This is a genomic window from Actinoplanes oryzae (assembly GCF_030757795.1).
Classification (GTDB): domain Bacteria; phylum Actinomycetota; class Actinomycetes; order Mycobacteriales; family Micromonosporaceae; genus Actinoplanes.
In genome coordinates this window covers 1-16,643 of record NZ_JAUQWH010000186.1, presented here as the reverse complement: position 1 = coordinate 16,643, position 16,643 = coordinate 1, and the positions used below count along the sequence as shown (strand labels likewise).

Below are 16,643 nucleotides of genomic sequence, written 5' to 3'. Positions count from 1 at the left end.
ATGCCGATGCCGCCGCCCCCGCCGGTCGCCTTGAGCATGACGGGATACCCGATCGCCTCGACGGCGTCCACGGCCGCGGCGGCGGAGTCCAGCAGGCCGGTGCCGGGGAAGACGGGCACCCCGGCGGCGACCGCGGCCGCCCGGGCGGTGTGCTTCTGCCCGAAGACGCGCAGCTGATCGGGGGTGGGCCCGGCGAAGACCAGGCCGGCCGCCTCCACGGCCGCGGCGAAGGCGGCGTCCTCGGACAGGAAGCCGTATCCCGGGTGGACGGCGCCGGATCCCGTACGCCGGGCCGCGTCGAGCAGGGCGGGCACCGACAGGTAGCTGGCCGCCGGGGCGGCGGGGCCGATCAGCACGGCCTCGTCGGCGAGCCGCACGTGGGCCGCCGCCCGGTCGGCCTCGGAGAAGACCGCCACCGTCCGGATGCCGAGCGCGCGCGCCGACCGGATGATCCGGCAGGCGATCTCGCCGCGGTTGGCTACGAGAAGCGTGCCGAGCTGCTGCGCCATCGTGTCCCGACTTTCTGTTGACTGATCGAAAGTCAAGGTGCCCGGCGTTGTGGCGGCATCTCCGACGGGTTAACACGGCGTAACGCGCGTCGGGTAGGTTGCCGGGCATGGCGACACTCGGGCGACCGCGGGCCAAGGGGCCGTCCACGTCGGGGCTGACCACGGAGGAGGACATCCTCGTCGGCGCCGCGCGGCTGTTCTGTGAGGCCGGCTACGGCAGTGTGAGCACGCACAAGATCGCGGCGGCGGCGGGCATCAGCCAGGCGACGATGTACCACTACTTCGCGGGCAAGCAGGCGATCCTGCTGCGGTTGCTGCTGGCGACGGTCCGGCCCTCCGTCGCGTACGCGACCGCGCTCGCCGGCCGCGACGAGCCGGCCGACGCGCGGCTGTGGGCGCTGTGCGCGTACGACGTCCGGCTCCTGCTCTCCGGTCCGGAGAACACCGGCGCGCTCTACCTGCTGCCCGAGGTGGCCGACGAGGCGTTCGCCGAGTTCCACGCCGAGCACGCCCGCCTCTTCGCGGTCTACCACGACCTGGTCGCCGCGGTCCTCGGCACGGACCGGGCGGCCGCCCGGCCGTCCGCGAGCCTGGTCTTCGGGCTGGTCGAGTCGGTGATCCTGCGCCGCCGGGCCGAGGGGGCGATGGACGCCGACGTGGTCGCCCCGCTCATCGCGGACGCGGCGCTGCGGACCCTGCGCGTGCCCGAGAAGCGGATCGTCGCAGCTCGCCACGCCTGATCATTGTTAACCGGAACGGCCCCGAGGCCGTAGTGCGCCGGAAACACGCCGGGCTTTATCTGTCGATCGACAGAAAGTGCCGACCCGCCGGCTGAGGAGCCTCCATGCCCCGTCCCGCGCACACAGCCCCGTCCCTCCTCGCGGTCACCCTCGCCCTCGTCACCGCGTGCAGCGGCGGCGGAGGGGGCGGCGCCGGCGCGGCCGGGCCCGCCGACCAGCTCCGCCTGGCCGTCTCCGCCGACCTGCCGACGCTGGATCCGGACACGGTCTACCAGTACGAGGGCAACCAGATCCTGAACGCGGTCTACGAGGGGCTGCTGAGCTACGCCGGCGACTCCACGGCCGAGATCGTGCCCGCGCTCGCGTCGAAGTACGAGGTGTCGCCGGACGGGCTCACGTACACATTCACCCTGCGCGACGACGTGACGTTCGCGGACGGCCGGAAGATGACCTCCGCCGACGTCCGGGCCAGCTTCGAGCGGCTCGCCGACGAGAAGGTCGCGTCGCAGATGGCGTACATGGTCGCCGGGATCGGCGGTTACGCCACGCCGGACGACGGCACCTTCGTCGTCACGCTCAAGGCGCCGAGCAGCTCGTTCCTGTCGCTGGTCGCGAGCCCGTTCGGCCCGAAGGTGATCGACGGGGACGTGCTGAAGGACAACGCGGCGGACAGCGCGACGGCGTACCTGAAGGAGCACACGGCCGGCACCGGCCCGTACGAGGTCGCGAGCATGACCAAGGGCCAGGGCTACGAGCTCGCCCGCAACGACGACTACTGGGGTGGATCCCCGTCCTTCGCGAAGGTGTCCGTCAAGGTCATCGCCGACGCCGCGACCCGGCTGCTGCAGCTGCAGGGCGGCGACCTCGACGTGGTGACCGGCCAGCCCGTCGCCACGGTCGACCAGTTCGCGAAGACGGACGGCTACCAGGTCGCCGAGTTCCCCACCCTGCAGAAGGCCCAGCTGCACCTCAAGGTCACCGGCGCCCTGGCCGACGCGAAGCTGCGCGTGGCCCTGCGCGCCGCGATCGACCGCGACGCCTTCGTCCGGCAGATCTTCGGGACGCACGCCACGGCCTCGACGCAGATGTATCCCGTCACGTCGGTCCCGGACACCCTCGCGAAGGACGCGTGGACCACCGACCCGAGCGGCCTCAAGGCGCTCGCGGCGGGCAAGAGCCTGACGCTCGGCTACATCTCCGGGCAGGCCCGCGACAAGCAGGCAGCCGAGGCGCTGCAGGCCCAGTGGGCCGCCGCCGGGGCCACCGTCGACCTCACGCCGATCCAGGGCAGCGACATCTACGGCTTCAGCAGCGCCCTCGACACCGCCCCGGACATGATCTACGAGTCGTCGTATCCCGACTCGACGCACCCGGACACCTGGGCGCGGCTGTTCTGGTACTCGGACACGGCCAAGGGCAACGGCGCGCTGAACTATCTGGTCGGCGGGACGAAGGAGGCCGACGCCGCCATCGACGCGGGGGCCGCGGCGACCGCGCAGGAGCAGGTCGACGCCGCGTACGGCAAGGCCGGTGACCTGGTCGCCGCCCAGGCCTCGTACATCACGCTCGCCGACATGAAGGACTCGTTCATCATGCGCGGCGACCTCACCGGCGCGGGACACTGGCTGCCCGCCCCGATGACCCTCGACCTGCGGACGATCAAGCGAGCCGGCGCGCAGTGAGCACGCTCGCCCTCCCGGCCCGGCGGTGGCGGCTCGTGCCCCGCCGGGTCCGGCCCGGTCTCGCCGAGCGGCTGTGCCTGTGGACGCTGGCCCTCCTCACCGTGGCGCTGCCCGTCGCGAGCCGGCTGATGCCCGGCGAGACCGAGATCGCCGGCGTCCCGTTCACCGCGCCCGGCGCCGGTCACCTGCTCGGCACCGACGAGCAGGGCCGCGACGTGCTGTCCCGGGTGGTGCACGGCCTCACGACCAGCTGGTTCGGCGCGCTCGCGATCATCGCCTGCGGCGTGGTCATCGGCACGGTCGTCGGCATGGTCGCGGGCATGTCCGGCCGCATCGCCGACACCGTCCTCATGCGCCTGACCGATGCCGCGCTCGCGCTTCCCGGGCCGCTCGTGGCGCTGCTCGTCGTGGCGGCGCTGGGCCCGGGCTACGGGCACGTGCTGATCGCGATCATCGTGACCTGGTGGCCCTGGTACGCCCGGATCGTCCGCGGCCAGGTCCGCCTCCTGCGCCGCCTCCCGCACGTCGAGGCGGCACGCGTGGCCGGCCTGCCCCGGCTGCGCATCGTGGCCCGGCACGTCTTCCCCGGCGTGCTGCGCTCGGTGGTCGTCGTGGCGTCGCTCGACATCGGCGCGGTGCTGCTCACGCTCGCCGGCCTGTCGTTCGTCGGGCTGGGCGCACCCCCGCCGGCCGCCGAGATCGGGAGCATGGCCGCGCAGGGCTTCACGTACGTCTTCAGCGCCCCCTGGGTCGCCATCGCCCCCGCCGCCGTGCTCTTCGCGGTCGCCGTGCTCGCGAACTTCGCCGGTGACGGCCTGCAGGAACGGGTGGGCGCATGAGCGTCCTGCGCCGGATCGGCGCCCGCGTCGCCTCGATGGCCGGGGTGCTCGTCGCGCTGACCCTGGCCGTCTACTTCATCCAGCGGCAGCTGCCCGCCGACCCGGCCCGGGTCCTCGCCGGCCGCACCGCCTCCCCGGAGGCCCTCGCCGCCGCGCGCGAGCAGCTCGGCCTGGACCGGCCGTTCGTTCTCGAGTACTTCCACTATCTCGGCCGGCTGCTCCATGGCGACCTGGGCCTCTCGGTCACCACCCGCAACCCGGTCGGCGACGACATCGCCACCTATCTGCCCGCCACTCTCGAACTCGTTGCCGTGGCGGCCTTCCTGGCCCTGCTCGGCGGGCTGCTGATCGGCGTGCTCGGCGCGCGCGACGGCTGGTTCGCCGGCGTCGTGCGGGTCGTGACGGTGGCCGGGGCGTCCGCGCCGGCCTTCCTGGTCGCCATCGTGCTGCTGCTCTGGTTCTATCGCGACCTGGGCTGGCTGCCCGCCGGCGGCCGCGGCGACAGTCTCGTCGCGACGGGTCCCACCGGGCTGCGACTGCTCGACGCGGTCCTCACCTGGGATCCCGCCGCGTTCAGTGACGCCGTCACGCATCTGCTGCTGCCCGCGCTCGTGCTGGCGCTCGGCCCGGCGACGGCCGTCGGCCGGGTGCTGCGCAGCTCGCTGCGGGAGGTGCTGGCGACCGACCACATCCGCTCGGCCGAGGCCAAGGGCGGCACCCGATCGGCCGTGCTGTGGCGGCACGGGCTGCGCAACGCGCTCAACCCGGCGCTGTCCATGGCGGGCCTGCAGGTCAGCATCATGCTCGGCGGCTCGGTCATCGTGGAGATGCTGTTCTCCTGGCCCGGGCTGGGCGGCTACCTGTCCGACGCGATCGGATCCTCCGACCTGGCGGCGATCGCCGGCGTGGTCGTCGTGCTCGGCGCCGCGTACGTCCTCATCACCTTCCTCGTGGACACCCTCCAGCTCCTCGTGGATCCCCGCCTCCGGGAGTCGTCATGACCGTGGTCGCGCGAGTCGAGGGACTCACGCTTTCCTTCCCCCGCACCGGTACGCCCTTCCGCGCGCTGAACGACGTCTCGCTGACCGTGGGTACGGGCGAGATCGTCGCGCTGGTCGGCGAGTCCGGCTCGGGCAAGACCGTGCTCGGGAGTTGCCTGCTCGGCCTGGTCCCCGGCGGCCGGCACACCACGGTCACCGGCACGGTCGAGGTGGACGGCGTCGACATGGTCGCCGGGCCGGCGTCCCGGCGGCGGTGGGTCCGGCGGCACCGGCTCGGCGCGGTGTTCCAGGATCCGCTCACGTCCCTCGATCCGACGATGCGCGTGGGCCCGCAGGTCGGCGCCCGCGATTCCGGCCGGGCCCTGGACGCGCTGGCGGAGTGCGGGATCCCCGCGCCCGAGCAGCGGATCCGGTACTGGCCGCACCAGCTCTCGGGCGGGCTGCGGCAGCGGGTCAGCATCGCGGGCGCCGTCACGGCGGCGGGCGGCTATCCGTCGCTGCTCGTGGCCGACGAGCCGACGACGGCGCTCGACGTGCGGGTGCAGGACCAGATCGTGCGGCTCTTCGCCCGGCTGCGCGACGACCACGGGACGTCGATCCTGCTCATCACGCACGACCTCGGGGTCGCCGCCCAGGTCGCCGACCGCGTCGTCGTCATGTCGGCCGGCGAGGTCCGGGAGTCCGGCCGGACGGGCGAGGTGCTGCGGGCGCCGCGGGACGCGTACACGAGGAAGCTGGTGAGCTCCCGGCTGGACGTCGCCGCGCCGCTGCCGCCGGCCTCCCCGCCGCCCGGGGATCCGGTGCTGCGGCTGACCGGGATCGTCAAGGACTTCCGGGATCCGCACCGGCGGCGCACGGTCCGGCGGGTGCTGCACGGCGTCGACCTGACGCTGGGCGCGGGCGAGGCCGTGGCGCTGGTGGGGGAGAGCGGCAGCGGCAAGTCGACGCTGCTGCGCATCGCGGCCGGGCTGGAGACGGCCACCGCGGGCGCCGCCGAGGTGCCCGGCGGGCGACCGCAGCTGATCTTCCAGGACGCGCGGTCGTCGCTGACGCCGTGGCTGAGCATCAGCGGCCAGATCGCCGAGCGGCTCGCCGCCGCCGGGGTGCCCCGCGGATCCCGCGCCGGGCGGGTGGCCGACCTGCTCGCCCGGGTCGGACTCGACGAGCGGGTGGCGGGATCCAAGCCGCGGCAGCTCTCCGGCGGGCAGTGCCAAAGGGCCGCGATCGCCCGGGCACTCGCCTCGGCGCCGCGGGTGCTGCTCTGCGACGAGCCGGTCTCCGCCCTGGACGCCACGCTCGCCACCCAGGTGGTCGAGCTGCTGGACGAGCTGCGGCGGACGACCGGGGTGGCCCTGCTGCTCGTCACCCACGACCTGGCCGTGGCGAAACGGATCGCCGGGCGGGTCGCCGTCATGACCGAGGGCCGCATCGTCGAGGAGGGACCCGTGGCACGCATCTTCGAGGCGCCGGAGCACGACTACACCCGGCAGCTCCTGGCCGCATCGCCGAGCCTCGCATGATCTTCGACGTCACCGGCCCGCCGCTGCGGATGCACCCGATGGTCGTGGGATACGAGCCGATCATCGAGGCCGTCTCCGTGCTCGGCGGGGATCCGGCCACGTTCCTGCTGGAGCCGGTCACCGCGGCGGCCGTCGTCCACGAGGACGGCTGGGTGCTGCTGGACTCCGGCTTCAACGTCGGCGTCGTCCGGGATCCCGAGGCGCGCGGCCGGCACTACAACTACGACGGATACACCGCGCTCGTGCCGCCCGGGGATCCCCTCGCGGACCAGCTCGCCGCGCTCGGGCTCGGCTGGGACACCCTGCGCGGCGTGGCGATCTCGCACATCCACGTCGACCACACGGGCGGGCTGCGTCACGTGCCGCCGGGCGTGCCGGTCGCCTTCCAGCGCGCGGAGTACGCCTTCGGCGCCGCGCTGACCCCCGACCAGGCACGCGCCTGCGTCGTCATCCCCGGCGACTTCCTGCGCGAGGGGCTGGACATCGCGCTGCTCGACGGGGACACGCCGCTCGCCCCGGGCATCGTCGCGCTGGACACCGCCGGCCACACGCCCGGGCACCAGTCGTTCCAGGTCGCGCTGCCGTCGCGGACGGTCGTGCTGGCCTGCGACGCGGCGGATCTGCGGCGCAACATCGACGAGCAGGTGGCGTGCGGCACCACGATGCGCCCGGAGGACGGTCCGGCGGCGGCTCGTGCGGTGGCACGGTTGCGGGCGCTGGACCGTACGCCGGGGGTGGAAGTCTGGCCGGGGCACGACCCGGACTGGGCCGCCTGGCGGGACCCGGCAGTCTCCTGAAGATTTTTCGCGCCGGACTGCAACCCGATCCGCGCGGATCCCGTCTTTGTGTCCGACATGCGGACGGGAGCGGAGATGACCGAGAGCACCGACGCCGAGTACCTCGCCTATGTGCACGGGCGCATGGCGACACTGCGGCGCTGGGCCTGGCTGTTGTGCGGCGACCAGCACCAGGCCGACGACCTGGTGCAGGAGACCCTCACGACGGTCTACTCGCGGTGGCACCGGGTCGCGCAGGCCGGCAACATCGACGGGTACGTGCACCGCATCCTCGTGCGCACGTTCCTGGACGAGCGGCGCCGCGGCTGGTGGCGGATCGGCCTCTTCGGCGACCGCGTCGTGGACACCGCCGTCCTCGACACGGGATCCGAGGAGCGCACGATGCTGCGCGCCGCCCTCGACCGGCTGACGCCGCGCCAGCGGGCCGTGCTCGTGCTGCGGTTCCTGTGCGACCAGAGCGTCGCCGACGTCGCCCACCAGCTCGGATGTGCCGAGGGCACGGTCAAGTCCCAGACCAGGCATGCCCTCGCCGCCCTCCGCAGGATCCTCGGCCCCGCGACGCCGGACATGATGAGCACAGGAGGACGGCAGTGACCCACCTCGACGAGCGAGCGGCCGCCGACCTGCTCGGCCCCCTCGCCACCGAGCCGCCCGGCCCGTCGCTGGTCGACGTGCCCGAGACGATGCGCGCCGGAGCCCGCCGGCGCCGCAACCGCCGGCTGGCCGCCGGAGCAGGGGCCTTCGCCGCGGTCCTCCTCGCCGGGAGCGCCCTGGTGCTGCTCCCGCACCCGGTGCAGCGCAAGGCGACCGTGCCAGCCGTCTCCCGGTCGGCCGCGCCGGTGCCGCGGCTGCCGTCGGACTGCGCGGTCACCCGGCTGCCCACCGGCGACGTCGCGAAGGCGGTCGTGCACGCCGTCGACCCGAGCGGGCGGTACGTGACCGGGCGGACGTATCCCGAGGGGCGCGCGTTCGGCACGTACCCGGTGACCGTCTGGCGCGACGGCAAGCTGCTGACCACCATCGACTTCCCGGGCTCCGACCAGTCGCTCGACGCGGTCAACAGCTCGGGCGACGCGGTCGGGTCCTCGTTCACCGACGAGGTCCAGTTCCCGTACGTGTGGCACGACGGCAAGCTCACGCGGCTCAAGGGCGGCGCGGGCAGCGCATCCGCGATCAGCGACGCCGGCGTCATCGTCGGCGTGCTGGGATCCCGGCCGGCCCGCTGGGCATCCTGGGACGCCGAGCCCTCGCTGCTGCCGTTGCCCCCGGGCACCACGCAGGGCGCGGCCGTCGACGTCGACGAGGACGGCACGGTGCTCGGGATGGCCGGGCCGCCGATCGGGCCGGAGGCGAACGACACGGCGTACGTGTGGCTGCCCGGCGGCGACGTCCGCAAGCTGCCGCTGCCGCCGGAGGCCGGCTTCTTCCACGCCGTCGGCCTGCGCAACGGGCTCGTGGTGGGCAGCGCCGGCTTCGAGGACGACGACGCCCTGACCTTCGCCGGCTACCAGTACGACATCGCGAGCAACCGGATGGAAGAGCTGCCCGCGGCCGCGCAGTCCCCGGCCGCCGTGGCGGCGAACGGCTGGATCGTGACCGACGGCGGCGGACGCAGCCCCGCCGTGGTCGTCGGCGGGGACACGATCGGGCTCGAGCACTACCGCCCCTCCGCGGGCGGGCTGACCTTCGGCGAGGGCAAGCCCGGCGACGAGTATCAGATCCGGGGCATCAGCGACGACGGACGGACGATCGCGGGCAGCTTCAACCCGGCGGTCGGGCTCGTCAACGAGCCGCTGGTGTGGCGGTGCCGCCTTCAGTAGGACAGGCGCAGCGTACGCATGCGCTGCATGACCTGCAGGGCGGTGGCCGAGCCGATGCGCTGGGGGCTGAGGTCCAGCTCCGGAAGGAGGTCCGCCAGCGCCGCGCGCAGCTCGGCCGAGGTGGCGTCGATCAGGCCCATCGACCAGTCGGGGAAGCTGCGCTCGGGCACGTCCTGCACGGCCAGCAGCGTGGCGTGCGAGTGGCGCGGGTCGTGGGCGATCGTGCAGAAGACGTGCGTGACGAGCTCGGCGTCGCCCTCGAGGCACTGCAGGAAGTACTCGCGGTTGAACAGCAGCACGCCCGTGATGTCGCGCCCGGCGTTGTTGGTGCGGGCCTGGTCGCGGATCTGGAAGATGCTCTCGGGCGGGGTGCTGGTGCGCTGGCTGGAGTAGATCAGCTGGGTGGCTGCCATGGGTTGAATGTACGCTTTGTGCCGACTCGCTTCGTCGTGCTTCGCGTGGCTCGGTGTGCTTCGACTGGCTTGTCGTGCTCGTCATGCGTCGCTTGGCTCGTTGTGCTTCGCTCGGCTCGTCGGGCTTCGGTTCTGCTTCGTCGGGAGGGCGTGCGGTGGCGGAGGGCGACTCGATCCGGCGGCTCGCGGGCCGGCTCGGTGCGTCCTTCGCCGGCCGGGTCGCGGAGGCGGCCTCCGCCCGGGCCTTCGCCGGTGACCGGCTGCTCGAGGTGGCGCCGGTCGGCAAGCACCTGCTGATGCGCTTCGCCGGCGGCCTGACCGTGCACAGCCATCTGCGCATGCAGGGCGCGTGGCGGCAGCACCGTCCCGGCTGGCGCCCGTCGCCGCGGACCCTTCGCCCGGTCATGTGGTTCGACTTCGGGCCCGCCGGCGTCCTCGCCGCCCACGACATGCCGGTGCTGGAGATCCTCGCCACCACCGACGAGCACCGGGTCGTCGGCCACCTCGGCCCCGACATCCTCGCCGCGGACTGGCCATCGCGGTTGCCGGCGGCGGCCGCGGCGGTGCGCGCGCAACCAGCCCGGATGATCCGCTCGGCGCTGCTGGACCAGCGCAACCTGTGCGGCATCGGCAACCTGTGGGCCGTCGAGGGCCTGTTCATCGCCGGCGTGTGGCCGCACGCCCCGGCCGGCGACGTGGACACCGGCAAGCTGCTCGAACTGGTGGGGCGGATGATGCGGCTCGGCCTGCGCCAGGGCACGCAGAGCACGACCGGCAACCTGCGCAAGGGCGAGACCCATTGGGTGTACGGCCGCTACCGTCGCCCGTGCCGCCGATGCGGGACGCCGGTGGCGTTCACGGCGGCGGGCGCGGATCCCTATGAGCGCGAGACCTGGTGGTGCCCGTACTGCCAGCCGGCGGTCTAGCCTTTCGCGCTGGCCTTTTATGCGTTCTTGCCCCTTATGCTTTCTGGTCTTTCGCGCGCGCTAGCCTTTCGTGCGCGCTAGCTTTTCGCGCGCGCTAGCTTTTCGTGCGCGCTAGCTTTTCGCGCGCGCTAGCTTTTCGTGCGGGCGTAGCCCCAGATGGCCACCGTGCCCGCGCAGAGGGCCGCCGCGCTCGCCGCCAGAGACGTGTGCACGCCGACCGCCGCGCCGGCGAGCCCGACCGTGAAGCCGCTGCCCAGCCGCAGCCCGCTCGACGACATGCTGTAGACCCCGAGCACCCGGCCCCGCTCGGCGACCGGGGCCCGCAACTGCACGACGGTCTGGGCGATCGAGGTCGACGCCAGCGTGGCGACACCCCCGACAACCAGCATGAGCAGGGCCAGCGGGTAGCTGCTGGTCACCGCGAAGGCGAGCGTCGTCAGGCCGTACAGAAGGGTGCACACCAGCGCGGCCCGCACACTCGGCCGGATCCACCCGGTCGCCTCGAGCACCATGCCGCCGATCACCCCGCCGGCGCCGTTGGCGAAGAGCAGCACGCCGTACGCCGTCCCCTCCGACCCGCCGCCCAGCGACGCCGCGAACTCGGGCATCGTCGACTGCAGCGACGCCCCCACGAAGAACGACCCCAGCCCGGCCAGCACGATCATCGCCACCAGCGTGTGATCCCCGCGCAGCCCCCGCAGCGTGCGCCACGCGTCCCGAAAGCCGACCCGGGCCCGCGCCGGAGCCGCATCCCGCACATGACCGGTGTACTTCGTCCGGAACAGGAACAACGTCAGCGGCAGATAGAACAGAATGTTCGCGAAAATGCCCCACGTCGGCCCGAGCCCGAGCAGCAGCGCCGACCCGACCGCCGGCCCGCACAGCACGCCAAGGCTGCGGAAGGTGGCATTGAGCCGCACCGCACTCGGCAGCGCCTCCCGCCCCACGAAATCATGCAACATCATCTGCTCGGCCGGCCCCCAGAGCGCGCCCGCACACCCGTGCAGCACAAGAAGCACACACGCATGCCAAATTTGCAGCGAATCGGTGAGGAAAAGCACCCCCCACCCCGCCGACACCACCATGAACAACATCTGGGCGATCTGAATAACCCGCCGGCAGTCGTACCGGTCAGCCAGGGCCCCGAACGTCACCGAGAAAAGCAGGAACGGCACCCAGTGGCTGATCACCTGAAACCCGGCAAGCGTGGGCGAATGAAACTTCTCCCACAGCACCCAGTACGTGATGACATGCTCAATATTGTCCGCCATCATCGCCAGCCCGGTGCCGATCAAATACGTCCGGCTGTCCCGAACCCGCAACGCCGCGAACCGAGGAGCCGCCCGCCCGCCTCCCCGCCCTCCCGAGCCGCCACCCGCCGTGCCCGTCCCCGCCGCCGTCCCCGTGCCGGTCGCGCCGGAGCTGGCTGCGCCCGTGCCGGTTGTGCACTCGCCCGTGCCTATGCCGGTCGCGCTCGTGCCAGTTGTGCCCGTGCTAGCTGTGCCCGTGCTGGCTGTACCCTCGCCCGCGCCCGTGCCGGTTGTGCCCGTGCTGGAGGTGCCCTCGCCCGCGCCTCCGTTCGCGCCCCCGCTGTCGGCCGTCACACCTGTGTCGGCCGCACCAATCATGGCGTCCCCGGCCACAGCAGCAACACTGTCATCCCCGCCGGCTCCCCGCGCATCGGCGTCCGCACCAGCCGGAATGACCGCATCGTTCCTGCCTGCCGAACCCGCAGCAACGTCCGACGCCATCGCAGTAACCGGACGGGGAGCACAGTTGTCACACATGAGAAGCCGAGGTCCTCCATTTCGAGACACGACGTCTCGCCACCGGCGACCGTACCAGATATGAGGCACTCTGCCTCACTACGCCGGACGACCCCGCTATTCCGCCCCTTCCGCCCCCAAATCCAGGCTCGCCTGTATGGCGCCGTCCCGCGGACTCGCCTGTATGGCGCCGTCCCGCGGACTCGCCTGTATGGCGCCGTCCCGGGGGCTCGCCTGTGTGGCGCCGTCGTGCGCGCTCTTCGGTGTTGGTGTGCGGCTACGCGAGCTCGGTCGCTAGCTGGCAGCGCAGCGCTGTAGTGCTGCGCGCTCGCTCGTAGGGCTCTGTAGTGCTGCGCGGTCGGCTCGTAGGGCTGTCGTGCTGCGCGGTCGGCTCGTAGGGCTGTCGTGCTGCCCGGTCGGCTCGTGGCGCTGTCGAGCTGCGCGCTCGCCCGGTGCCGCTGTCGCACGTGGCGTCATCGGCCGTCGCACCGCCGACCGTGGTCGCCGAGTCAGGCGTCGCCGGGTGTGGCCGTCGAGCGTGTGCTGTCCTGCATGTGGCTGTCGTGCGGGTGGCCGTCACATGTAGGCGCCGCCGCGCGTGGGGTCGCTGGATGAGGCACGGTTCGTGAGGGGCATGGCCCGGCCGTGGGTCCGGTGTCGGCGGTGGTCGGGCGCGGTCAGGTTTTCGGGTTCGCGGGCGACCAGCCGGAGACGTCGCTGAGCCGGCCGCGCCACAGGCTGCCCTCGCTGCCGGCGGAGACGCGGGCGTTGCGCAGGTGGATGTACCGGGTGGGCGCCGACAGGGCGAGGTGCTGCTTGTGCGACACCTCGCGGCCGGCGTCGCGGACCTTGATGGCCTCGTGCGCCAGGTCGGACTGCTCCTTCACGTACTCGGCCATGCCGGTGTAGAAGGCATCCTCGTAGTCGCTGAGCGCGCTGACCTCCGCGAACCACTGCCACTGCGGAATCAGTTCGCCCGTCACGATCAGCCCGCCCACCGTGAGGCTGAGCTCGATCCCCGGCTCGGCCGGCTCGGTCAACTGGTCCATCAATGCCACATACGTGCCCAGCACACTGTCCGGCTCGAACCAGTCCCGTGCGTCCGTCCCGTCCAACATGAGCCGAATCTAAGACACCCACCACCCCGCCCGCGCCCGAACGACGATCTTCCCCGCCCACCCACCGCGCAGCGCCCCACTGCCCGCTGCCGCGGCTCGAACGACGATCTTCCGACAGGGAGACCGCCACCCGGGGTGCCGGCGCTCGCCGACTGGCCACTGCAGCACCGCCTTTCACCCGCGCCGGACAGCAGTCTTCGCCAGGCCGTTGGCTGGCCAGCGCCGCGCCGCCTGTGTCCGGCCGTTGGCTGGTCGGCGCCGCGCCGGTTGTGTCGGCCGTTGACCGATCGGCGCCGCGCCGCCTGTCCGCGCCGCCTGTTGCCTGGCCGTTGGCTTGTCAGTGCCGCGCCGACTGCGCCCGGTCGATGGCTGGTCAGCTCAGCGCCGCCTTTGCCCGGTCGGCGATGGCTTGGGCGAAGCGCTCGAGCGCAGGGGCGCCACCGAAGGCGAAGCCCAGGCTCGGCTCGGTCAGCTCGACCTCCAGCACCAGCGGGCCGTTCGCGCCGCGGACGACGTCCACCCGGGCGTACAGGAGATCGCTCACCTGGATGCCCAGCTCCCGGGCGGTCGCGGCCAGGGCTTGCCCGGCCACGGCGCGGGTGGCTTCGTCGGGAGTTGCGGCGGACAGCTTCTCCTGCAGGTAGAGGTCGTCGGTGTCGACCGCGCCGCCCTGGAGCATGGGGCCCTTGGTGAATGCGTGGGAGTAGCGGCCGGCGAAGAAGACCAGTGCCGTCTCGCCGTGCTCGTCGACCGTGGTCTGGTAGGGCTGCACCAGGGCGACCGAGCCCGCAGCGTGCAGACTGCGCAGGTGCGCGAGGGCCTCGTCGGCCTGGGCGGCGGTGAAGCGGCCGGCGCCCCGGGAGCCCGCGCCCACGGCCGGCTTGATGACGATCTCGCCGTCAGCGGTGCCCGGGTCGCCGGAGAGCTCGTCCAGGGCGGCGAGGGCCGGGGTCAGCTGCTCGCCGGGCGGCACCAGGCGGGTCGGGATGACGGGCACGCCCGCGGCGGCCAAGGCCACCAGGTAGCTCTTGTCGAGGTTGTAGCGCACCACCTCGTGATCGTTGGCGAGATGGGGCACCGAGGCGCACCAGCGGTGGAACTCCTCGGGCCGGTCCGGATAGTCCCAAGTGGCCCGCAGCACCACGAGGGTGTCGGCGCTCACCTCGTCACCCCAGGGCTGCCAGCGGGCCGGGAGGCCGTGCACCCGAAGGGCCTCGACCAGCCCCGCCTCGTCGCCGTCACCCTCCGGCAGTCCGGTGCAAGAAGCCAGTGTGACCTGCATGTTCGTACCCCCGTCGGCGGTCGTTGGTGTTCGCTCGCAAACACTGACACGTGCGAGGTGCCCGCCGCCAATCGGACGCCGGGAGCCTGTGGACAACTTCTTTCGTCGCCATCGGCCCCTGTGGACAACGGATCGCGATCTCGGGCCCCGATCGGTACGGTGTGGCGATCGAACGACGAACGGGGGAACGAGGCATGTCCATGAGGTTGCACAGGCTCATACCGATCCTTCTGTCGGTGGTTGCGGCGGTTGCCGTGCTGCCTGCCACCGCGGTCGCGGCGCCGGCGCGCGGAAGCCTCGAGCCGGCGACCGAGGGATCGATCGAGTCCGGCCGGCTGAGTGCCACCCCCGTCCGGCCCGGGCATGTCTCGCGGGCTGTGATCGGCGTTCGTAACTCGGGCGGGACTGCGGTGACGGGTCTGGTCGCCGAGGTGCACCTCAACGACGACCGTCTGCGGTTCTCCCGGCTCTACGACAACTGCTGGTATGCGCTCGAGGAGGCGCCCGGCACCGCGTGGTGCGAGTTCCCCGACGAGATCGTCGGCCGGTCGGTCCTGCAGATGAAGGGACCGGTGTTCTCCCTCTCGGCCGGGGTGGCGCCCGGCACCCGCATCGCCGCCGCCACGTTCGGCTGGGCGACCAAAGAATGGGCCGACGCCAACGGAGGCATCGAGGCGCTCGCCGCCGCGGAGGCCACCGAGGGCACCGAGGCGGTCCAGGGCGACCAGGGGACGCTTGCGCTGGAGCCCGGATCTCCGCGGCTGAGGCAGGGGCCGGACAACGTGATGGGCTATCTCGGCACCACGGTTCTGCCCTCCACCGGCACGCCCCCGGACGGGCTCCCGGCTGTCCCGCCCTCCGACCCCGACCCCGCCCGGCTCGCCGCCGTGCAGGAGGCTTCGGACGAGCTGACTCAGGGCCCGGTGTACGACCTCGGGCCCCGCCAGGCACTGGGCGGTGTCGTCGGTGTCCGCAACGCCGGTGACGCGCCGGTCGACGGGCTCGTGCTCGAGCTGCGTCTGTCCGACACCGACCTGGGCTTCGCCGGCAAGTGGGACAACTGTTGGTTCGCGACGGAGGACAAGCCCGGATCCGCGTGGTGCGAGTTCGACGGTGCGCTGGCACCCGGGGCCACACGGCAGGTCGACGGACCCGTGGCGGTCACGGGGGCGGTGGGGCTCGCTGAGATCTTCAAGGACGTACGCTTCCACTGGGTCAGCAAGGCGTGGGCGGCCAGTCACGGCGGCATCGAGGCGCTCGCCCGGCTCGACGCCGCTCCGGGCACCGAGGCCGTCCAGGGCACCGGCGACCCACTGACGCTCACGACCGCCGCCGCTGGCCTGGTCGGGCATCTGCGTGGATCGACCGACTTCGTCCTCGGTCTCTGGCCGCCGGGAGCGGCCGAGCCGACGACCAGCCCCACCGCGACGTCCAGCCCGATGCCCACCACTTCCTCCTCGCCAGCTCCGGGCACCGGCGAAGACGACGACGAGGGCGGCGACGGCGGCGAGGACGACGGCAGCCCGGCCGGCGGAGGAGGGGGCGGCGAGTCCCTGCCCATCACCGGCTCCCCAGTTGCCGTGACGGCGGGCGTGGGCGTGGCGCTTCTGCTCGCCGGGCTGCTGACCTTCATCGCGGCACACCGGCGCCGCTCACGCCCGGAGGCCTGACCGGCCCCCACTCCGCGCTGCCCGGGGGCCTGTGCGGTTCGGCGTCGTTTTGGTCCGGAGGTCTGACCGGCCCCGCTCCGCGCCGCCTGGGGCCTGTGCGGTCCGGCGTCGTTTCCGCCTGGGGCTTCAGCGATCCGGCGCCCCTCCCGGCCGGGCGCCTGAGCGATCGACGCCGCGCCCGGTGGACGTCCACCGGCCGCACTTGGTTGGGGCAGGCGCTCCGGCGCCGCGGCGGGTGGGAGACCTGCTCGCCGCGACGCCGGATCGGTTCGGCGGAGCGGTACGGATGCAGCACCGGCACCGGCACCGGCACCGGCACCGGCACCGGCACCGGCACCGGCACCGGCACCGGCATCGGCACCAGTACCGGCGTCCGGCGCCAACCCGAGCGCTGAGCACCGGCGGCCAGCGTCGGCACCCAGCAGCAGCACCGGCACCGGCACCGGCACCGGCACCGGCACTGGCAACGGAATCGGCACCGGCGCCGGGGTCAGTACGAGAAGGGGGCCGGGCGGCGGGGTTTGCTGCGGTCCTGTGCCAGCGGGCGGCGACGGGGGTGG

The 16,643-nt window shown here is 73.0% G+C and carries 15 protein-coding genes; 10 read left to right on the top strand and 5 right to left on the bottom strand.

All coding sequences use genetic code 11. The features are described from left to right. A partial coding sequence (locus tag RBH18_RS37470; protein ID WP_306215249.1) for a biotin carboxylase N-terminal domain-containing protein occupies window positions 1–509 on the bottom strand: 509 nt, incomplete at its 3' end. 107 nt (window positions 510–616) lie between these two features. Here RBH18_RS37470 and RBH18_RS37465 point away from each other — a divergent pair. From RBH18_RS37465 to RBH18_RS37430, 8 genes are all read left to right on the top strand, one after another. Then, window positions 617–1,249, top strand: a complete 633-nt coding sequence (locus tag RBH18_RS37465) for a TetR/AcrR family transcriptional regulator (protein WP_306215248.1) — start codon at window positions 617–619, stop codon at window positions 1,247–1,249. 104 nt (window positions 1,250–1,353) lie between these two features. After that, window positions 1,354–2,931 carry an ABC transporter substrate-binding protein gene (locus RBH18_RS37460; RefSeq protein ID WP_306215247.1) on the top strand — a complete coding sequence of 526 codons (1,578 nt, stop codon included), beginning with the start codon at window positions 1,354–1,356 and terminating at the stop codon, window positions 2,929–2,931. Continuing rightward, window positions 2,928–3,770, top strand: a complete 843-nt coding sequence (locus RBH18_RS37455; protein WP_306215246.1) for an ABC transporter permease — start codon at window positions 2,928–2,930, stop codon at window positions 3,768–3,770. The genes RBH18_RS37460 and RBH18_RS37455 overlap by 4 nt, the downstream gene beginning before the upstream one ends. Beyond that, window positions 3,767–4,771, top strand: coding sequence for an ABC transporter permease (locus RBH18_RS37450; RefSeq protein WP_306215245.1), 1,005 nt, complete (start codon window positions 3,767–3,769; stop codon window positions 4,769–4,771). The genes RBH18_RS37455 and RBH18_RS37450 overlap by 4 nt, the downstream gene beginning before the upstream one ends. Beyond that, window positions 4,768–6,291 carry an ABC transporter ATP-binding protein gene (locus RBH18_RS37445; RefSeq protein ID WP_306215244.1) on the top strand — a complete coding sequence of 508 codons (1,524 nt, stop codon included), beginning with the start codon at window positions 4,768–4,770 and terminating at the stop codon, window positions 6,289–6,291. The genes RBH18_RS37450 and RBH18_RS37445 overlap by 4 nt, the downstream gene beginning before the upstream one ends. Continuing rightward, window positions 6,288–7,088, top strand: a complete 801-nt coding sequence (locus RBH18_RS37440; protein WP_306215243.1) for an N-acyl homoserine lactonase family protein — start codon at window positions 6,288–6,290, stop codon at window positions 7,086–7,088. Before RBH18_RS37445 ends, RBH18_RS37440 begins: the two co-directional genes overlap by 4 nt. Window positions 7,089–7,163: 75 nt before the next feature. Then, a complete protein-coding gene (locus RBH18_RS37435) occupies window positions 7,164–7,682 on the top strand; it encodes a SigE family RNA polymerase sigma factor (protein ID WP_306215242.1) in 519 nt (172 codons plus the stop codon). Then, window positions 7,679–8,908: a hypothetical protein gene (locus tag RBH18_RS37430; RefSeq protein ID WP_306215241.1), complete on the top strand. Its 1,230-nt coding sequence runs from the start codon at window positions 7,679–7,681 to the stop codon at window positions 8,906–8,908. Before RBH18_RS37435 ends, RBH18_RS37430 begins: the two co-directional genes overlap by 4 nt. Here the strand turns inward: RBH18_RS37430 and RBH18_RS37425 are convergent. Next, window positions 8,902–9,321, bottom strand: a complete 420-nt coding sequence (locus tag RBH18_RS37425) for a BLUF domain-containing protein (protein WP_306215240.1) — start codon at window positions 9,319–9,321, stop codon at window positions 8,902–8,904. The two genes, RBH18_RS37430 and RBH18_RS37425, sit on opposite strands and share 7 nt — an antisense overlap. 155 nt (window positions 9,322–9,476) lie before the next feature. On the opposite strand from RBH18_RS37425, the gene RBH18_RS37420 reads away from it, so the two are divergent. Beyond that, complete coding sequence (locus tag RBH18_RS37420; protein ID WP_306215239.1) at window positions 9,477–10,247, top strand: DNA-formamidopyrimidine glycosylase family protein; 771 nt, start codon at window positions 9,477–9,479, stop codon at window positions 10,245–10,247. A gap of 128 nt (window positions 10,248–10,375) precedes the next feature. Here the strand turns inward: RBH18_RS37420 and RBH18_RS37415 are convergent, their stop codons facing one another. The 3 genes from RBH18_RS37415 to RBH18_RS37405 form a co-directional block, all read right to left on the bottom strand. Then, the gene (locus RBH18_RS37415; protein WP_306215238.1) at window positions 10,376–11,998 is read right to left on the bottom strand and encodes an MFS transporter; all 1,623 of its coding nucleotides are present in this window, start codon (window positions 11,996–11,998) and stop codon (window positions 10,376–10,378) included. Window positions 11,999–12,690: 692 nt separating this feature from the next. Continuing rightward, the gene (locus RBH18_RS37410; protein ID WP_306215237.1) at window positions 12,691–13,131 is read right to left on the bottom strand and encodes a hypothetical protein; all 441 of its coding nucleotides are present in this window, start codon (window positions 13,129–13,131) and stop codon (window positions 12,691–12,693) included. Window positions 13,132–13,504: 373 nt separating this feature from the next. After that, a complete protein-coding gene (locus RBH18_RS37405; protein ID WP_306215236.1) occupies window positions 13,505–14,413 on the bottom strand; it encodes an ATP-grasp domain-containing protein in 909 nt (302 codons plus the stop codon). A 236-nt stretch (window positions 14,414–14,649) separates the two neighbouring features. Here RBH18_RS37405 and RBH18_RS37400 point away from each other — a divergent pair, with 236 nt between their 5' ends. After that, complete coding sequence (locus RBH18_RS37400) at window positions 14,650–16,083, top strand: hypothetical protein (RefSeq protein WP_306215235.1); 1,434 nt, start codon at window positions 14,650–14,652, stop codon at window positions 16,081–16,083. Window positions 16,084–16,643 lie beyond the last annotated feature (560 nt).